The organism is Streptomyces sp. NBC_01408, assembly GCF_026340255.1.
Lineage (GTDB): Bacteria > Actinomycetota > Actinomycetes > Streptomycetales > Streptomycetaceae > Streptomyces.
Genome location: NZ_JAPEPJ010000001.1, coordinates 2,183,962 through 2,199,388, shown reverse-complemented (window position 1 = coordinate 2,199,388; position 15,427 = coordinate 2,183,962). Strand labels below are relative to the sequence as shown.

The following is a 15,427-nucleotide window of genomic DNA, read 5'->3' as shown; positions in this document are numbered from 1 at the left end:
CCGGCCCTGCCCGGATCTGTCGTGCTCCGCCGCTGCCACGAGTCACACCGCCTAACGGCCGGGCCAGCACGGCTGGGAGATCAGCCGCTCCCACTCCTCGTCAGGATGCCCCGGAAGGGTGCGCCCGGCCTCCCGCCAGCGCTTGACGAGGGAGAGGTAGATCGTGGCGTGGTCGGTGGCCGGGCCCGTCGCCTGGTGCGCGGCGTACGGTCCCGGGGCGTACGGTCCCGCGGCGTATGGGGCCGCGGCGTATGGGGCCTCGTACGGGGCCGGGGCGTACGGGGCCTCGTACGGGGATCCGTGCGGTCCCGGGGCGTACCCCCCGGTCCTGGCCGCGGGGGGCTGTTCGGCTCGGCTGGCCGGAATGCGTACCCAGCCACGGCCCTGTGCTCGCTCCGCGCTCATCGAGGACCCCTCTCACCGCAGATCTCATCGCAGATACGTCTTCGCCCGGTCGGGCGCGGTCCGTCTCTCGCCCGGCAGCGGCCCCCGGGTGCCGAGGTGCCGCAGGACTCCTCTCACCAGTCTCCCCGCCGTGAAGCCCGCGCCGTGCACGAATCGCATGGAAGGGCCGAATGAGGGAGCCGTCAGCAGCCCGGCGAAGAACAGCCCGGGCCACGAGGACTCGAAGCCCCGGCTCAGCTCCGGGGTCCCGCCGGCCCCTACGGTCTCCAGCGCAGCCCGCAGCCCCGCGTCGAGCAGCTCCAGCCGGGCCAGGTCCGGGGTGAACCCGGTGGCGGCGATGACGTGCGCGGTGTCCAGGACCACGGACTCCCCGCCCCTGGTGGTCAGCCCGAGCCGGGTCCGCTCGCCCACCGCCACCGCCCGGTGCAGCCGGTGCCCGAGCAGCACGGGGACGCGCCGCTCGAACCGCTCCCGCAGCCACCAGGCACCGGCGGGTCCCAGCGCGGTGGCCGCGATCCGCTCCCGGGTCTCGGCGGGCAGCCGGCGCACCGCCCAGGGCAGCTCCGCCCACACCCAGCTGCGCCATCCGGTGCCGAGCCCGCTGTGCGGCTCGCGCACGGAGCGCAGCACGGGCCGGCCCAGGGGCTGCGGCTCGGTGTTCCAGTTCAGCCGGGACCGCCGGGCCACCAGGCAGGGCCGGGCGCCCTGCTCGGCCAGCAGGGCGGCGGTCTCCAGGGCCGCCTGCCCCGCTCCGAGCACGGCGACCTCCAGCCCGGCGAACCGGGACAGGTCCCGGTGCCCGCTGCTGTGCGAGTAGTGCGCGGGCGGGAGGTCCCGCAACGCCCGGGGGTGGTGGACGAAGGGCATCACGCCGACCGCGACGGCGACCGTACGGGCGAGCAGCGGGGGCCCCTCGGCGGTGCGGATCCGGAAGGCCTCGCCCTGCGGGGTCACTTCCGTGACGGTCACCTCCTCCACCTCGGGCGCGGCGTGCCGGGCGAACCACATCCCGTATGCGCTGAACGTGCCGATCGGCAGCGGAGTGCCGTGTTCCGCGGCCAGTCCGCGGCTGGCGCAGTACTCGGCCAGGGTGTACCGCCCGTCCGGCGAGGACAGATTGGACGACCAGGGCTCCGACTTGAGGTACATGCCCCCGGGCATGTGGTCGCGCCACGAGGCCATCGGCCGCCCCAGTACGCGCACGTCGAGCCCCGCTCCCGCGGCGTGCGCGGCGATCGACAGCCCGTACGGGCCCGCGCCGACCACCACGAGATCGTCCATCCTCGTCACGGCCGTCCTTCCAGTCTCGTCCTCAACGGGTCACCAGCTCGTCCGGCTCCGCCGGGGCCTCCGGCGGCGCGGGCCGGGAGAGCTGCGCCGCCCCGGACTGGTCCCGCCCCCGCTGGCGGGGTGTCCGCACCGCCGCGCGGGCGGTGCGCCGGCCCTGGGCGGGCACGCCGCGCAGAACACGCGCCCCCTTGCCGAACCCGCGCCCGAGGAAGGCGAGGAGCATGGCCAGGAACGGCGTCAGGTCGTCGGCGGCGAACCAGGCCGCCTCCACCCGCCCCCGGCCCCTCCGCGCCGCCGGCCGCCCGGACCGGCCGGCGGTCACCGGCGGGGCCGGATCCGCCGCGCCCTCCGCCTGGCCGTCCGCAGCCGGACCTGTGGGGGCCACCGCCCGGCCCGCCGCGGGGCGGCGCGGCAGGGAGCGTCCCCGGACCGCCGCCAGCAGTGCGTAGTTCTCGGCGACGAACACCCGGCCCGGCCCGCCCGCCGGCTGCGGAACCTGCTGGCCCGTCAGGTCCAGGTACATCGCCTGTACGACGTCCAGCCCGGCCGCGTCGGTGAACAGCCGGAACTGCGCCCCCGGACGCGGGTTGAAGTCCACCAGCCGGAAGGTGCCGCGCTCGTCCCGGCGGAAGTCCAGGTCCAGGATCCCCTGGTAGCCGAGGCGTTCGGCGAGCCGCAGCCCGGCCTCCTCCACCGCCGGGTCCGGCAGCCAGCGCCCCACCGCCGTCAGGCCCGTGCGCACCGGCCAGGACAGCTCCTTGCGGCCGGAGCCCGCGAGCAGCGGGTGGCCGCCCCGGGTGAAGGCCCCGTGGAAGAACCAGTCGGTGTCCGGACCGGCCGGCAGGAACCGCTGGAGCAGCAGCCGGCTCCCGGCCTCGGCGGAGCGCTCGTACAGCCGCCGCACCTCGGCGGTGGTGTGCACGAGCGTGGTGCTCCGCAGCCCGTCGGCCCCCGGTGGCAGCAGCCAGGGCCTGCTCCACTTGGCGACCACCGGCAGGCCCAGGCGCCAGGCCGCGTCCGCCGCTTCGGCACCGCTCGCCGGGATCACGGTCTCCGGGTGCGCGATGTCCCACCGCGCGCAGAGCCGGGACAGCTCCGCCTTGTCGGCCACCCGGGCGGGCAGGTTGTCGGGCTGATGGGGAATCCGGAAACGGTCCGTCAGCATCGGGGCGACGCGGGACACGGCGATGGCGCTCAGATCGTCCATGGCGACGAGCACGGCCGGCCGGCCGATCCGCTCCGACACCGCGCTCAGACACTCCAGCAGCGCCTCGGGGGCCTCGGGGTCCAGCCCGTCCGCCGGCCCGGGATGCAGGGCACGCAGGTACCGCGAACGCCCCATGGGTCCTCCCCCGGCCTCGACGACGGCATGGACCTCCACACCTTTGCGGCCAAGGGATCTGACGGCGCCAAGGGTTCCGTGGTGGAACGGATTCCGATCGAGTCTGAGCAGAACTGCGGGCACATGGTGGGCGAACGCGTGCATGGAGGTGGTGTCTTTCACCTAGTCGGACCAAGCGGGGGTGGTGCGCACCTGCGAATGGCCTACTCGCCAGTCACCTGACAGGCCATTCGTCAGATCTGATGTCTAACGTCTTTGGTAAGCACACCGATTCAGGAAAGCTCGGGAGACGCCATGCCCAGACCACGCCGCCGACTGGCGAGCACCTGCATCGGTACGGTCACGGCCGGACTGCTCGCCACCGGCGCCGCGATCGCGGCGCCGGAGGAGGAGAAGTCCGGGAGCTCCGAGATCGCCATGGGCGCCTATCTCCACTACGGGCCGTCCGGCGTGGCCAGGATCCCGCAGCTGTCGCACTGGCTGGGCGGCCGGGAGATCCGGGTGGGGCACACCTACCTTCCCGGCGACGTGTGGCCCGCCATCGAGGGGAACGTCTCCTTCCTCGCCTCCTGGGCCGCGTGGCGGCTGGCCGAGGACGACCGGATGTTCGTCCTCAACGTGCCCATGCAGGCGCACAACGAATCCCGGGTGCCCGACTACCAGGTGGCGCAGCTGATCCGGGCCGGCGCGGAGGGCCAGTACGACCACCACTTCAGGAAGCTCGCCGAGCGGCTGGTCGCGCTGAACGTCCCGGACACGGTGATCGTGCTCGGCTGGGAGATGAACGGCACCACCTACACCCACCGCTGCGGGCCGGACCCGGAGAACTGGAAGGTGTACTGGAAGCGCATCGTCAACACGATGCGCTCCGTGCCCGGACAGCAGTTCAAGTTCGATTTCGCCCCGAACCGGGGTGCGGACGCCATCGGCTGGACCCAGTGCTACCCCGGCGACGACGTGGTCGACATCATCGGAATGGACTCGTACGACCAGGGCCCGGGGCGCACGTTCGACGACCAGATCACCCAGCCTTACGGGCTCCAGGCACACGTCGACTTCGCGAAGGCACACGGCAAGGAGATCTCGTACCCGGAGTGGGGGCTGTTCCGGCGCGGGGACAATCCGGAGTACGTGCGGCGCATGCTGAAGTGGATCGAGCAGCAAAAGCCGCTCTACCACACCATCACCGACTACTGCCCGCACGGTGTGTGGCAGTGCAAGCAGAACCCGGACTCCTCGAAGGTCTTCCGCGAGGCCCTGACGCCCGAGAAGCCCGGCCCGGTGATCCCGACGCCGGTGATCCCGACGCCGGTCGTGCCGACCCCGGTCGTGCCCACCCCCGTGGTCCCGACGCCCGTGGTGCCGAGCCCGGCGGTCCCGACACCCGGGCTCCCGACGCCCGGGCTCCCGACGCCCGAGTGGCCCTTCCCGCAGCTCCCGACGCCGGAGTGGCCGTCCCCGCAGGTCCCGGTGCCCGCGCCGGAGGTCCCGCTGCCGGTGACCCCGAGTCCGCTCGACCCGGCGCCCACGCCCGACACCCCGACGCCCACCCCGGCCCCGGTCACCCCCGTCCCGGTCACCCCGAGCCCGGACCCGAGCCCGCTCGTACCCACGCCCGGAGTCCCCACGCCCGAAGTCCCCGTGCCCGCACCCTCGCCCGCCGTCCCCACACCGGAGGCCCCGGCCCCGAGCCCGGTTCCGGTTCCGGTGCCCGCGCCCGTGACGCCGAGCCCGGTCGTACCCAAGCCCGATCCCCAGCCGCCGCAGCCGCCCGTCAACAGCACGCTGTGGTGCATGCCGGTCAACTTCGGCGAGTGGCTCTCCAAGCTGCTCGGCAAGCAGTCGGTCTGCGTCCAGCTCAACTGGGGCAAGGACTCCGGCTTCTGGCCGTTCTAGGTGGTGGCGCGGCGGGCGCACGGGCACGGGCACGGTCACCGGACCCGCAGTTCGTTGAGCCGCGCCCGCCAGTCCCGGGCGGCCGGCAGCGTCTCCCGCAGCGCGTCCACCGCCCGCTCGCGCCCCGTCACCTGCGACTCGTGCAGCCGCAGCAGGGGCGCGAGCGCGGGCGTGGCCAGCAGGAGCCGCTGGTTGACGACCGTCTCGGGCCGCCAGTGGTTCTTGTACGGTTCGCTGCCCCGCAGGAAGCTCACCACCGGCCGGCCGTCGGCGAGCGCCCGCCCGACCTCGTATCGCAGCAGCAGCGTCGCCACGTCCACCTTGCGCGTCCGCAGGTCCGGGTCGGCCCCGTAGAGGTAGCCGCCGCTCATCCCGGCCGACAGCAGCGTGACGTTGGCCGCCACTGCCTCGCCGTCCAGCCGGAACTCGGTCAGCCGGGCCTCCCCGGCCCGCACCATCCGCCGGGTGGCCCGGGTCAGGTGCTCGGCGAAGCGGGGCCGCAGGTGCTCGGGGGTCACCCCGCGGCCCCGCCACTGCCGCTCGTGCAGCCGCAGCAGCGTCCGTACGCCGCCCGGCACCTCGGCCTCGGTGACCTCGTGCTCCTCGATCCCGGCCGCGTCGGTCTTGCGGAGCTTGGCCCGGACCCGCTGGCCCCCGGAGGCCGGCATCCGCCTGACCAGCTCGTCGAAGGGCAGCGCGGGCAGCTCCATGCAGGTGGAGTCGGTGAGCCTGGCACGGGCTCCGGGCCACTGCGCGTACAGCTCCTCGGCCGCCGCCCCCGGCCGTACCTCCCGCAGGTCGACGACCGCGCCGCGGGCGGCCCGGTGCAGCCCGCGGGCCAGCGCCGGGATGACCTGGCCGGCGCGGTCCGCGGCCACGAGCACGTCGAAGTGGTCGGTGATGGAGCCCCCGAGCGGCACCAGCAGCGGCAGCGGCCGGTGTACGAGCATCAGCGCGGCCGCGCCGACCAGCTCCTCGCCGCGGCGCACGAGGACGATCCGCAGCCGGCCGTCCTTGCCGTACGACAGCCACCAGGAGTGCAGCCAGGCGTGGCTCTGGAACGGGGTGGCGGTGGGGCAGCCGCGGACGAGCCGGTTCCACGGCTCTTCCAGCGCGGCGAACTGCCGGGGGTCGCGGCACAGCGTCACCGACAGGGCCCCGAGGGAGCCCGGACTCATCGCACGGACTCCTTCTCCTTGACCGAGGCCGGCTCGCCCTGGGCCGGGAGCGAGGCGTACTCCTCGACCGGCTGGACCACGGGCCCGGCGGGCTGCTGGTCTTCCTGGCGCCGCCCGCGGCCGGGCCGGGCCAGCAGCCACAGCCCGCCCAGCAGCCCGCCGGCGCACAGCCCGACGGCGCCGCTGACGGGGGCGGACGGGGAGGCCGGCTCGGCCGGGGCGACGGCCTGGTTGAACAGCAGCAGCTGGACCCCGGTGTTCTTGGCGGCCTGATTGCTGCTCAGGGACAGGGCGTCGGCCACCGCGTTGGCGATGTCGGCGGCCTCGGCCGGGCTCTTGGAGGTGCCGGTGATGGCGATCATCGGGGACTCGGGGGAGGTCTCGGCCCGCACCTGGGTGCGCAGCCGCCGGGCGTCGAGTCCTGCGCGGGGCTGGGCGTAGGCGAGGGTGGAACTGCTGGTCGCGATGCGGGCGTAGGCCTGCGCGAAGCCGAGGGCGGTGGCCGGCTCGGTGGTGTCGTCCGGGACGGCGACGACGTAGCTGGTGGCGGCGTACTCGGGGGCCTTGAGCACCCCGTACGCCCCGCCCGCGGCAAGGCCCAGCAGGGCGCACGCGGGCAGCGGCCACCACGCGGGTGGCCTCGGCAGCCGTCGCCGGGGCTTCCCGGAGCGGTGGTCGGACTTCTTCTCGGGCTTCGCGGACTTCTCGGGCTTCTCAGCCGTCTCGGACTTCTTCTGTTCGGTGCTATCGGCCATGACACTGCTCGCTTCCTGAAGGGAGGGAGTGGGTTTCGATTTCAGCCCCGCCGGAGCCACGTCCAGCCCCGCCGGGGCCATTTCCAGCCCCGCCGGCGTTTGAGGCGCGGGGGTCCGGGGGCAGCGCCCCCGGCAACGGCGCCGCACCCGCCCGCGAACCGGCCGAGCCCGGCGCAGCCGACCCGGCCGCAAGGGCGAGCGCGTAGACGTCCAGCAGCCGCCGGGCACTGCCGGCGATGTCGTAGCGGCGGACCACCGGCGGAGCCGGAAGGCGCCGGGCACCCGCCTCCATGTGGCCGCGCAGGGCGGCGACCAGTTCCTCCGTGCCCGGCCCGATGCGGCGGGCACCGGGGGCCTGGTCGGCGGGCAGGTCGTCGATGGCCGGGCAGGTGACGTGCAGGACGGGCAGTCCGGCGGCCAGAGCCTCGACCACGGCGAGCCCGAAGGCCTCCTCGCGCGAGGGGGAGACGAAGACGTCCATCGCGGCCAGCAGCGCCGGGATGCCGGGGGTGCGGCCGTCCGCGCTGTCGCCCAGCGGGTCGCGCTCCCCCAGCAGGTGGATCCGGCTCTGCGCGCCGAGCTCCGCGGCCAGCAGGCGCAGGGCCGCACGCTCGGGACCGTCCCCGGCCAGCAGCAGGTGGGCGCCCGGAAGTGCGGCGACGGCCCGCACCAGGACGTCGAACCGCTTGCCGGGCACCAGCCGGCCGACCCCGCCGACCACGAAGGCCCGCTCCGGGAGCCCGGTCCGGGCCCGCGTGGCCCGCCGCACCCCTTCGTCGAAGCGGAAGCGGACGGCCTCGATCCCGTTGGGTACGACGTGCACCCGTGCGGCGGGCACCCCCCAGCCCTCCAGCCGGGCGGCCACGGTGTCCGAGACGGCCACGGTCGCGGCCCCCAGGCGCTCACTGGCCAGGTACAGCGCCCGGACCCCGCCCGACAGCGGCCGGCCCTCGATCTCGGCCTCGCCGAGGGAGTGCTCGGTGGCCACGGTCGCCCCGACGCCCGCGAGCCGGGCGGCCAGGCGCCCGTAGACGCAGGCCCGGTACAGGTGGGTGTGCACGAGGTCGTACTGGCCGCGGCGGATGAACTTCACCAGCCGCGGCAGCGCCCCCAGGTCCCGGTTGCCGCGCATCCCCAGGTGTACGACCCGGACCCCGTCGGCCCGCAGCCCCTCGGCCACCGGGCCGGGGTTGGTCAGGGTGAGCACGTCGCTGCGCATCGGCAGGTGCCGCAGCAGCAGCCGCAGTTGCTGCTCGGCCCCGCCGACGCCGAGCCCGGTGATGATGTGAAGTGCCTTGACCTCCCTCACCGGAGCACCGCCCGCCGCAGCTCCCGCGCCTGGTGGCGCAGCTGCTTGATCCGCAGCCGGGCGGCGCCGTCCGCCTGGCTGACGTGGGTGCGCGGCAGGGCGTGCGGGCCTGCGAGCGGCCCGGGGTCGATGGCGCAGGCGTAGCCGTACCCGGCGGCCCGGGTGGCGTCGACGACCCGGGCGTCGAGGTGCCCGTACGGGTAGCAGAACCCCTCGGGCAGGGTCCCGGTCAGCTCGCGGAGCAGGTCCCGGCTGCCCCGCAGCTCCTGGAGGAGCACGTCGTCGGGGGCCGCGGTGAGGTCCTGGTGGAGCAGCCCGTGCGAGCCGATCTCCTGTCCGGCCTCGGCGACTTCGCGGATGCCCTCGGCGGTGAGCAGGGACTTGCGCGGCCCGAGCGGGTCCCACACGTTGTCGACGCCGAGCCGTCCGGGGAGGACGAAGAGGGTGGCGGTGAAGTCGTGGCGGCGCAGCAGGGGCAGCGCCCGGGTGAGGAAGTCGGTGTAGCCGTCGTCGAAGGTCAGGCCGACCAGCCCGGCTCCGCGCCCGGCCGCGCGGGCCCGGAGCAGTTCGCCGACCGACACCCCGCGCAGGCCGCGGGAGCGCAGCCACAGCAGCTGGGCCTCCAGGGCGCGGGGGGTGACCGTGATCCCGTACGGGTCTTCGGCAGGGTCGGTGAACTCGGCGACCGAGTGGTACATCAGGACCCACGGCGAAGCGGTCCGGCGGGCGGGGCCCAGCACGGCGGCGGGCGCCGTGTCGGTGTCAGCGGACATTGCGGAACCTCTGGGTGAGCTGGGAGATCTGGGCGGGTAGGGCGGTGACTTCGAGGGCCCGTATGGCCATGCCGGTGGCCCCGAACATGGCCGGGACCAGGAGGCAGCCGAGGGCGGCGCTGAGCCTCGGGTCGGGGATCATCGGGCCCGCGATGCAGCCGGTGGCGCAGGCGGCGGCCGCGGAAACGGCGAGCCGGCTGATGCTGACGGCGACCCGGCGGACCTGGATGGCGATGATCCGGGAGCCGAGTCCGGTGAGCAGCAGGACGGCGGTGGTGGAGATCCCGGCGGCGTTGGCGGCGGCGATGCCGTAGGTCCCCCACCAGCCGACGGCGAGGGCTCCGGCCACGATGTTGACGAGCAGTCCGGCGCCCATCGCGAGCGCCGGGAACCAGGTGGGCCGGGCGGTCGAGAAGAAGGGCCGGGACAGTGCTCCGACGAGGCAGTGGCCGAGGAGTCCGAGTCCGTAGACCCGCATGACGGAGGCGGTGGCGAGGGTGTCCTGATGGGTGAAGGCGCCGCGTTCGAAGAGGACCTGGATGATCTGCGGCGCGTAGCCGATGACCAGCGCGGTGCCCATCAGGACGGCGAGGGAGGCGAGGGCGAGGTCCTGTTCGACGCGGCGCCGGGCCTTCTCCCGCTCGCCGCCGGCCATGGCCTGGGCGACCACGGGGAAGGTGACGGTGCAGATCATCAGGGAGAGCACCATCGGCATCTGCGCGACCTTCTGCGCGTAGTTGAGGTGCGAGATCGCCCCGGACGGCAGGGAGGCGGCGAGGAACCGCTCGACCAGCACCTGCGACTGCCGGAAGACGGCGAAGAAGATGACGGGCGCGATGACCCCGAAGGCGATGAGGGTGGGCCGGTCGCGGTCGCGCTGGCTGCGGGGGGCGCCCTTGGGCCGGGTCGGGCCGAAGCCCACGTTCCGGATGAACGCGGGAAGTTGGACGAGGACCATCAGCAGGCCGCCGGCGGCCACTCCCGCGGCCGCGGCCCGTACTCCCCACAGGGTGTGCAGGGCCACCATCGTGCCGATGATCCCGACGTTGTACGAGACGTAGATCGCGGCGGGCGGCACGAAGGAGCGGTGGGCTCTGAGGGCGGCGCTGAAGTATCCGGCGATGCCGAAGGAGACCACGGTGAGCGCGGTCAGCCGGGTGCACTGCACGGCCAGTGCGGGGTCGGGCAGGCCCGGCGCGAGCACGGCCACGACCAGGGGCGCGGCGAGGACCAGTACGGAGGCCACCGCGGCCAGCAGCACGGCGAGCCGCGGCAGGGTCGCCCCCACGAGCAGCCGTACGGGGTCCTGCGCCCGGGCCTCCTTGCGGGTGAGCCCGGCCCGGCTGGCCGCCCGCCGGGCCAGGGCGTGGCTGAAGGCGGGCACCATCAGCAGGGCCATGGCGTCCTCGATCAGCAGCGTCGAGGCCATCTCGGGCACGGTCCAGGCGATCAGGAAGGCGTCGCTGTCGTGCCCGGCTCCGAAGAGGTGCGCGATGGTCTGGTCCCGCACCAGCCCGAACACCGCCCCGGCGGCGGTCAGTCCGGCGGTGACGGCGGCGGCCTTCGCCAGGAACCGCCCGAGCGGGGCCGGCCCGTTCCCGCCCGGGGCGGCGGGCGCGGAGGCCCCGGCGGAGCCGGCCTCGGTGCGCGCCGCGCCCCGTACGCCCCGTCGCGTGGCGGCTCGGGCGGCGGACCGGCCGGAGCCCCGGCCGTCGGCCGGGCGCGGCGGTCCCCCAGCGGCCCGTACGCCTCGCGGACCGCGGGCGCCGCCGGGCAGCACCGGGGCCCTGCACGGACCCGGGGTGCCCGCGCCGCCGCCGGGCGCCGTCGCGCCCTGGCCGCCGGGTACGAGGACACCGTCGGGGGCCACGGGGGGCGCGGCGGGATCCGGGACGCCGCCGCCGGCGGACCGGGGTTCGGGAGCGCCGGTATCGGCGGAGGCCGCGGGGCCGGACGGCCGGCGGCCGGGGCCGCGGCCTGCCGGCCGGGCCGCCACCCGCACGCCGTACGGCCCCAGGACCCCGCCGGGTTGCCCGGCGGTCCCGGGCAACGCCCCCGCCACGAACCCGGGGTCCGCCGCCGCCCCGGGCGCGGGGCCGGGCGCGCCCGAAACCTGCCCGGGCGCCCCGCCGGACAGGACGGGGCCCCGGCCCGGCCCGGCGGGGGAGCCGGGCAGGACGGGAGCCCGGCCGGGCTCCGGGGCCGCCTGGCCCGCGGGGGCCGGCCGGCTCGGGACACGGGCGGGGCCCGCCCCGGCCGGAGGGCCGGAGGCGGGCCGCCAGGGCGTGGTGTCCGTCACCGGGCGACCACGACCTCAGGGGCCGGGCCGCCGGAACCGGGGCCCGGGTCACCCGTGTCCGAGTCCCCCCGGGAGGGGAGGGCCCACCACGCGGCCAGGCCGATGATCACTCCGGTGAGGACGGTGGACGGGCCGCCGATGTCCGCGTAGAGGAAGTCGGTCAGCTGCCACACGAGCAGCCCGGTCGCGATCAGCCCGCAGTCCCGGATCCCGGAGCCCCCGCCGGTGGCGACCCGGCGGATGCCCGCGACCAGCAGCGCCGCCCAGCCGCCCGCCAGCGCGGTCAGCCCGATCAGCCCCTGCTCGCTCAGGATGAGCAGGTACATGTTGTGCGGGGAGAGCAGCGGCTGGCGAAGGTACGCCTGCCCCGCGCCCGCGGTGTCACTGCCCGAGGACAGGCTCAGCGAGGCGTGCCCGTCGCGGTGGGCCGGGAAGCCCTTGAGGCCCACTCCGGCGGCGGGCCTCTCGCGCCACATCGACCCGGCGGCGGCCCACATCGTGTAGCGGTCGGTCACCGACTGGTCGGGGGCGCTGGAGACCTGGGTGATGGAGGTGAGCCGCTCGGCGACCATCTCGGAGCCGACCCCGAGCCCGCCCACCAGGACCACACCCGCCGCGGCGAGCGCGAGGAGCACCTTCAGTGCCCGCCGGATCCCGGCCAGCACCATCACCAGCACCGCCGCGCCGGCGGTGGCGATCCACACGCCCCGGCTGAACGACAGCACCAGCGGCAGCACCAGCGCCAGCGCCACGCCCCCGGAGATCCGCCGGACCCGCCGCGGCAGTCCCGGCGCCAGCGCGACCGCGGTCGCCACGACCAGCCCGTACGCCACCACGGTGGCCATGCCCATGACGTCACCGGGGCCGAAGGTGCCCACGGCCCGGATGTCCTGGCCCTGGTACGAGGCCCCGGTGCGGGTCGCGTACTGCACGACGCCCACCGCGCCCTGCACCAGCGCCAGGACCATGAAGCAGCCCGCGGCCAGCCGGAACTCCTTGGCGTCGCGCACCAGCAGCACCACGGCCGCCGGAACGAGCACGAACACCTGGAGGTAGCGCACGAAGCCCGGCAGGGCCGCGTAGGGGTCCCCGGCGGTGACCGTCGCGACGGCCAGGCCCACGGCAGGCATCCCGATCACGAGCACGCCCAGCGGGGTCAGCTCCCGCACCCGGCCGCGCAGCGCCTGCACGGCGCAGACGAGGACGAGCAGCAGCGAGGCGGCGTCGGCCGGGCCTACCTTGCCGGAGGTCGTCGCGTCGCCCGCCGGGAGCGGGGCCAGCAGGAACAGCACGGTCGCGGCGAGCGGCAACAGCGGCCAGTGCCGGCGCAACAGGCCCGGCAGGCCGGTCCGGGCGGGCCGGGCGGGCCGGGCAGGCCGGGCAGGCCGGTCGGTTCGGTCGGTTCGGTCGGTTCGGGAGCCGTGCAGGGATACGGCGAAGCTCATCAGCTGCCCCCCAGCCGGAAGCGGAAGAAGGAGGCCGCGGTGCGGGCGAGGATCCACAGGTCCTGCCACAGCGACCAGGTGTCGATGTAGTGGTTGTCGAAGCGGGCCCGGTCCTCGATGGAGGTGTCCCCGCGCAGACCGTTGATCTGGGCCAGGCCGGTGATGCCGACGGGCATCCGGTGGCGGGCCTCGTAGCCGGGGTGGACGCTGCTGAACTTGGCGACGAAGAAGGGCCGTTCGGGGCGCGGACCGACCAGGCTCATGTCACCCCGTACGACGTTCCACAGCTGCGGCAGCTCGTCCAGCGAGGACTTGCGCAAGAAGGAGCCGACCGGGCTCATCCGGCGGTCGCCCGCCACCGTCCAGCGAGTGGCGGCCTCGTGCTCGTCGGCGCGCAGGGTGCGGAACTTCAGCAGGGTGAAGGGGCGCCCGTACAGGCCGACCCGCTCCTGCCGGAAGATCACCCCCGGCCCGTCCCCCAGCCGGACGGCCAGCGCGCAGGCGCCCATCACGGGGGCGGCGGCGACCAGCGCGAGCGCGGCGAGGACGGTGTCGATGCCCCGCTTGGCCCAGCGCTCCACCGGCCGCGCCGGACGCGGCAGCAGCGGCTGTACGGCGTACCCCCACAGCTGGTCGGCGGGCTGGGGCACCCGCATGCCGGTGACCTTGGCGGTACCGGCCGGGTCGGCGAGCCAGAGCCGGCAGCCGTGGTCGTGGAAGAGCCGGACCAGAGAGGCGGTGCGCTCGTCGGCCTCGGCCGGGCGGGTGAACACGGCGTGCCGGACGGAGTTCTGGATGACCGCCCGCCGGACGTCCTCGTGGGTGGCCAGCACCGGCAGGCCGCCGGGCCGGGCCGACGGCGTCTCGGCGCCGCCGCTGGGGGTGTCGGCCAGACCTACGGGGCGCAGCCCGTACTCGGGGCGGCCGTGCAGGGCGGCGGCCACCGCGGCGGCCCCGGCGCCGGGGCCGACCACGAGGGCGGAGGCGGGCCTGCGCACGGCGGCGCGGCGGCGGAGCTGGTTCACGGCCCCGCGGCCCGCGCACGCGAGGACCACCTGGGCGCAGACCGCGGTGAGCAGCACGCTCCAGCCCAGGGCCCGGCCCGGGTCGACGGCGGCCAGCACGGCCGCGGCCCCGCACCACAGGGCGGCGGACCGCCCGGCCAGTGCGGGCAGTTCGAGCAGTGCGGAGGGGGCCAGCCGCGGCCGGTACAGCCCGGCCTGCGCGTTCAGCGCCGCGAACAGCGCGGCGGCCGGCAGGGCGGCCGCGACCGGCAGCACGGGTCCCGGCAGGGCCGTCGCGGTGAGCACGGCGGCCAGCGCGTCGGCGGTCAGCAGCGGGAGCACCCCCGCCGTGACCCCGTGGTGGCGGCCCCGCCCCGCCCGTACGGCGGTCCGGGCCTGGTCGGCCCTGGGGCTGCGCGGGGGGTGGATGGATGCCGCGGACCGGCGGGCCGCAGGGTGGGGCGCGGGCGCGAAAGCGCTGCCGCCGGCGGGCCCCGTACCGCCCTGCCCGGTGTGCCGGGCGGGTGCGCTGTCCATCGTCATCGGCTGATGCGCTCCTGGTTCAAGGGCCGGGGCCTGCCCAGCAGTTCGTGGTAGAGGCTGGTGACCGCGTCCGTGGTCCGCCGCACGTCGAAGTCCGTCCGGGCGTGCTGCCGGGCCTGCTCCCCGAGTTCGGCGAGCAGCCGCGGTTCGGTCAGCAGCCGTCCCAGGGCCTTGGCCAGAGCCGTCGGGTCCTCCGGCGGTACCAGGCACAGCCGTCCCTGGCCGGGCGGCAGGCTCTCCCGGGCACCGCTGACGTCGGAGACCAGGACCGGCCGGCCGCAGGCCATGGCTTCGAGCGGGGCGAGCGCCATGCCTTCCCACCGCGACGGCAGTACAACGAGATCGGCGGCCCGAAGCCACGGTCGGATGTCGGAGGCGGCTCCGGCGAACAGCACCCCGGGCGGGGCCGTGCGGCGCAGCCGTTCGGTGTCGGGTCCGTCGCCGACGAGGGCGAGGCGCGCTCCGGGAACGGTCCCCACCAGCTCCGGCCAGGCCCGCAGCAGGATGTCCTGCCCCTTCTGCTGGCACAGCCGGCCCACGCAGACGGTCAGCGGTCCGTCGCCGCGAAATCCGTCCGGCAGGGGCAGTTCGGCCCGCGCCAGGGCCTTGTCCCGGGCGGGATCGGGTGCGCCGGGGCAGAAGTGCTCCAGGTCGACGCCGTTGCGGATCACCGACCAGCGGGCGGTGATCCCCTCGGTCTCGCCCGCGCGGCGTTCGGCCTCGCTGACGCAGAGCACCCGGTCGGCCCAGCGGGCCCCGTACCGCTCCCAGCGCAGGGCGAGCGCGGCGGTGGCCCCTCCGACGGCGTCGAAGGACCAGGCGTGGGGCTGGAAGACGGTGGGCAGGGCCCCGCGCAGGGCGAGCCGCCCGGCCAGTCCCGCCTTGGCGCTGTGGGCGTGCAGCAGGTCGGGCCGGACCCGGCGGATCAGCCGCCGGGCACCGATCACCTCGGCGGGCAGGGCGGGCCCCGGGGACCGGCCCGCCCGCCAGGCGAGCACTTCGGCCCCGGCGTCCCGGGCCGCGTCGGCGAGGACGCCGCCGCGCGGGCAGCCGACGACGGTGCGCAGGCCGGCGGTGGACTGGGCGCGGACGAGGTCGACGACGACCCGGGCGACACCGCCTTCCACGGGCTGGACGAGATGGAGGACGGTCGTGGGCTGTGCGGTCAAAGGCTGTGTCGGCACGCGG

12 protein-coding genes are annotated in these 15,427 nt (G+C 75.8%); 1 reads left to right on the top strand and 11 read right to left on the bottom strand.

Annotation, left to right across the window (positions count from 1 at the left end; translation table 11 throughout):
* Positions 1–51: 51 nt before the first annotated feature.
* Genes OG447_RS10295 through OG447_RS10285 form a run of 3 tightly spaced genes read right to left on the bottom strand, consistent with a single transcriptional unit; the run spans position 52 to position 3,181 of the window.
* Positions 52–405: a hypothetical protein gene (locus OG447_RS10295; RefSeq protein WP_266936176.1), complete on the bottom strand. Its 354-nt coding sequence runs from the start codon at positions 403–405 to the stop codon at positions 52–54.
* A gap of 24 nt (positions 406–429) precedes the next feature.
* Positions 430–1,686, bottom strand: a complete 1,257-nt coding sequence (locus OG447_RS10290) for an NAD(P)-binding domain-containing protein (RefSeq protein WP_266936175.1) — start codon at positions 1,684–1,686, stop codon at positions 430–432.
* A 31-nt stretch (positions 1,687–1,717) separates the two neighbouring features.
* Complete coding sequence (locus tag OG447_RS10285) at positions 1,718–3,181, bottom strand: ATP-grasp domain-containing protein (RefSeq protein ID WP_266938822.1); 1,464 nt, start codon at positions 3,179–3,181, stop codon at positions 1,718–1,720.
* Positions 3,182–3,331: 150 nt separating this feature from the next.
* On the opposite strand from OG447_RS10285, the gene OG447_RS10280 reads away from it, so the two are divergent.
* Positions 3,332–4,933: a glycosyl hydrolase gene (locus OG447_RS10280; RefSeq protein WP_323181749.1), complete on the top strand. Its 1,602-nt coding sequence runs from the start codon at positions 3,332–3,334 to the stop codon at positions 4,931–4,933.
* A gap of 35 nt (positions 4,934–4,968) precedes the next feature.
* On the opposite strand, the gene OG447_RS10275 is transcribed toward OG447_RS10280, so the two are convergent.
* From OG447_RS10275 to OG447_RS10240, 8 genes are all read right to left on the bottom strand, one after another.
* Entirely contained in the window at positions 4,969–6,111 is a 1,143-nt protein-coding gene (locus tag OG447_RS10275) for a GNAT family N-acetyltransferase (RefSeq protein ID WP_266936174.1), read from the bottom strand.
* On the bottom strand, positions 6,108–6,866 hold the full coding sequence (locus OG447_RS10270) for a lipopolysaccharide biosynthesis protein (RefSeq protein WP_266936173.1): 759 nt from the start codon (positions 6,864–6,866) through the stop codon (positions 6,108–6,110). The genes OG447_RS10275 and OG447_RS10270 overlap by 4 nt, the downstream gene beginning before the upstream one ends.
* Positions 6,856–8,175: a glycosyltransferase gene (locus OG447_RS10265; protein WP_266936172.1), complete on the bottom strand. Its 1,320-nt coding sequence runs from the start codon at positions 8,173–8,175 to the stop codon at positions 6,856–6,858. The genes OG447_RS10270 and OG447_RS10265 overlap by 11 nt, the downstream gene beginning before the upstream one ends.
* Positions 8,172–8,948 carry a polysaccharide deacetylase family protein gene (locus OG447_RS10260; RefSeq protein WP_266936171.1) on the bottom strand — a complete coding sequence of 259 codons (777 nt, stop codon included), beginning with the start codon at positions 8,946–8,948 and terminating at the stop codon, positions 8,172–8,174. Before OG447_RS10260 ends, OG447_RS10265 begins: the two co-directional genes overlap by 4 nt.
* On the bottom strand, positions 8,938–10,725 hold the full coding sequence (gene murJ / locus OG447_RS10255) for a murein biosynthesis integral membrane protein MurJ (protein WP_266938821.1): 1,788 nt from the start codon (positions 10,723–10,725) through the stop codon (positions 8,938–8,940). Before murJ ends, OG447_RS10260 begins: the two co-directional genes overlap by 11 nt.
* 518 nt (positions 10,726–11,243) lie before the next feature.
* The gene (locus OG447_RS10250; protein WP_266938820.1) at positions 11,244–12,578 is read right to left on the bottom strand and encodes an O-antigen ligase; all 1,335 of its coding nucleotides are present in this window, start codon (positions 12,576–12,578) and stop codon (positions 11,244–11,246) included.
* 113 nt (positions 12,579–12,691) lie between these two features.
* Entirely contained in the window at positions 12,692–14,233 is a 1,542-nt protein-coding gene (locus tag OG447_RS10245) for an exopolysaccharide biosynthesis polyprenyl glycosylphosphotransferase (protein ID WP_266938819.1), read from the bottom strand.
* 2 nt (positions 14,234–14,235) lie between these two features.
* The gene (locus tag OG447_RS10240) at positions 14,236–15,423 is read right to left on the bottom strand and encodes a glycosyltransferase (RefSeq protein WP_266936170.1); all 1,188 of its coding nucleotides are present in this window, start codon (positions 15,421–15,423) and stop codon (positions 14,236–14,238) included.
* Positions 15,424–15,427 lie beyond the last annotated feature (4 nt).

What these genes read in the sequence shown, in the direction of transcription:
- OG447_RS10245 (WP_266938819.1), bottom strand. Translation starts at nt 14,233, where the DNA reads ATGGACAGCGCACCCGCCCGGCACACCGGGCAGGGCGGTACGGGGCCC.
- OG447_RS10260 (WP_266936171.1), bottom strand. Translation starts at nt 8,948, where the DNA reads ATGTCCGCTGACACCGACACGGCGCCCGCCGCCGTGCTGGGCCCCGCC.
- OG447_RS10285 (WP_266938822.1), bottom strand. Translation starts at nt 3,181, where the DNA reads ATGCACGCGTTCGCCCACCATGTGCCCGCAGTTCTGCTCAGACTCGAT.
- OG447_RS10290 (WP_266936175.1), bottom strand. Translation starts at nt 1,686, where the DNA reads ATGGACGATCTCGTGGTGGTCGGCGCGGGCCCGTACGGGCTGTCGATC.
- OG447_RS10270 (WP_266936173.1), bottom strand. Translation starts at nt 6,866, where the DNA reads ATGGCCGATAGCACCGAACAGAAGAAGTCCGAGACGGCTGAGAAGCCC.
- OG447_RS10275 (WP_266936174.1), bottom strand. Translation starts at nt 6,111, where the DNA reads ATGAGTCCGGGCTCCCTCGGGGCCCTGTCGGTGACGCTGTGCCGCGAC.
- OG447_RS10280 (WP_323181749.1), top strand. Translation starts at nt 3,332, where the DNA reads ATGCCCAGACCACGCCGCCGACTGGCGAGCACCTGCATCGGTACGGTC.
- OG447_RS10295 (WP_266936176.1), bottom strand. Translation starts at nt 405, where the DNA reads ATGAGCGCGGAGCGAGCACAGGGCCGTGGCTGGGTACGCATTCCGGCC.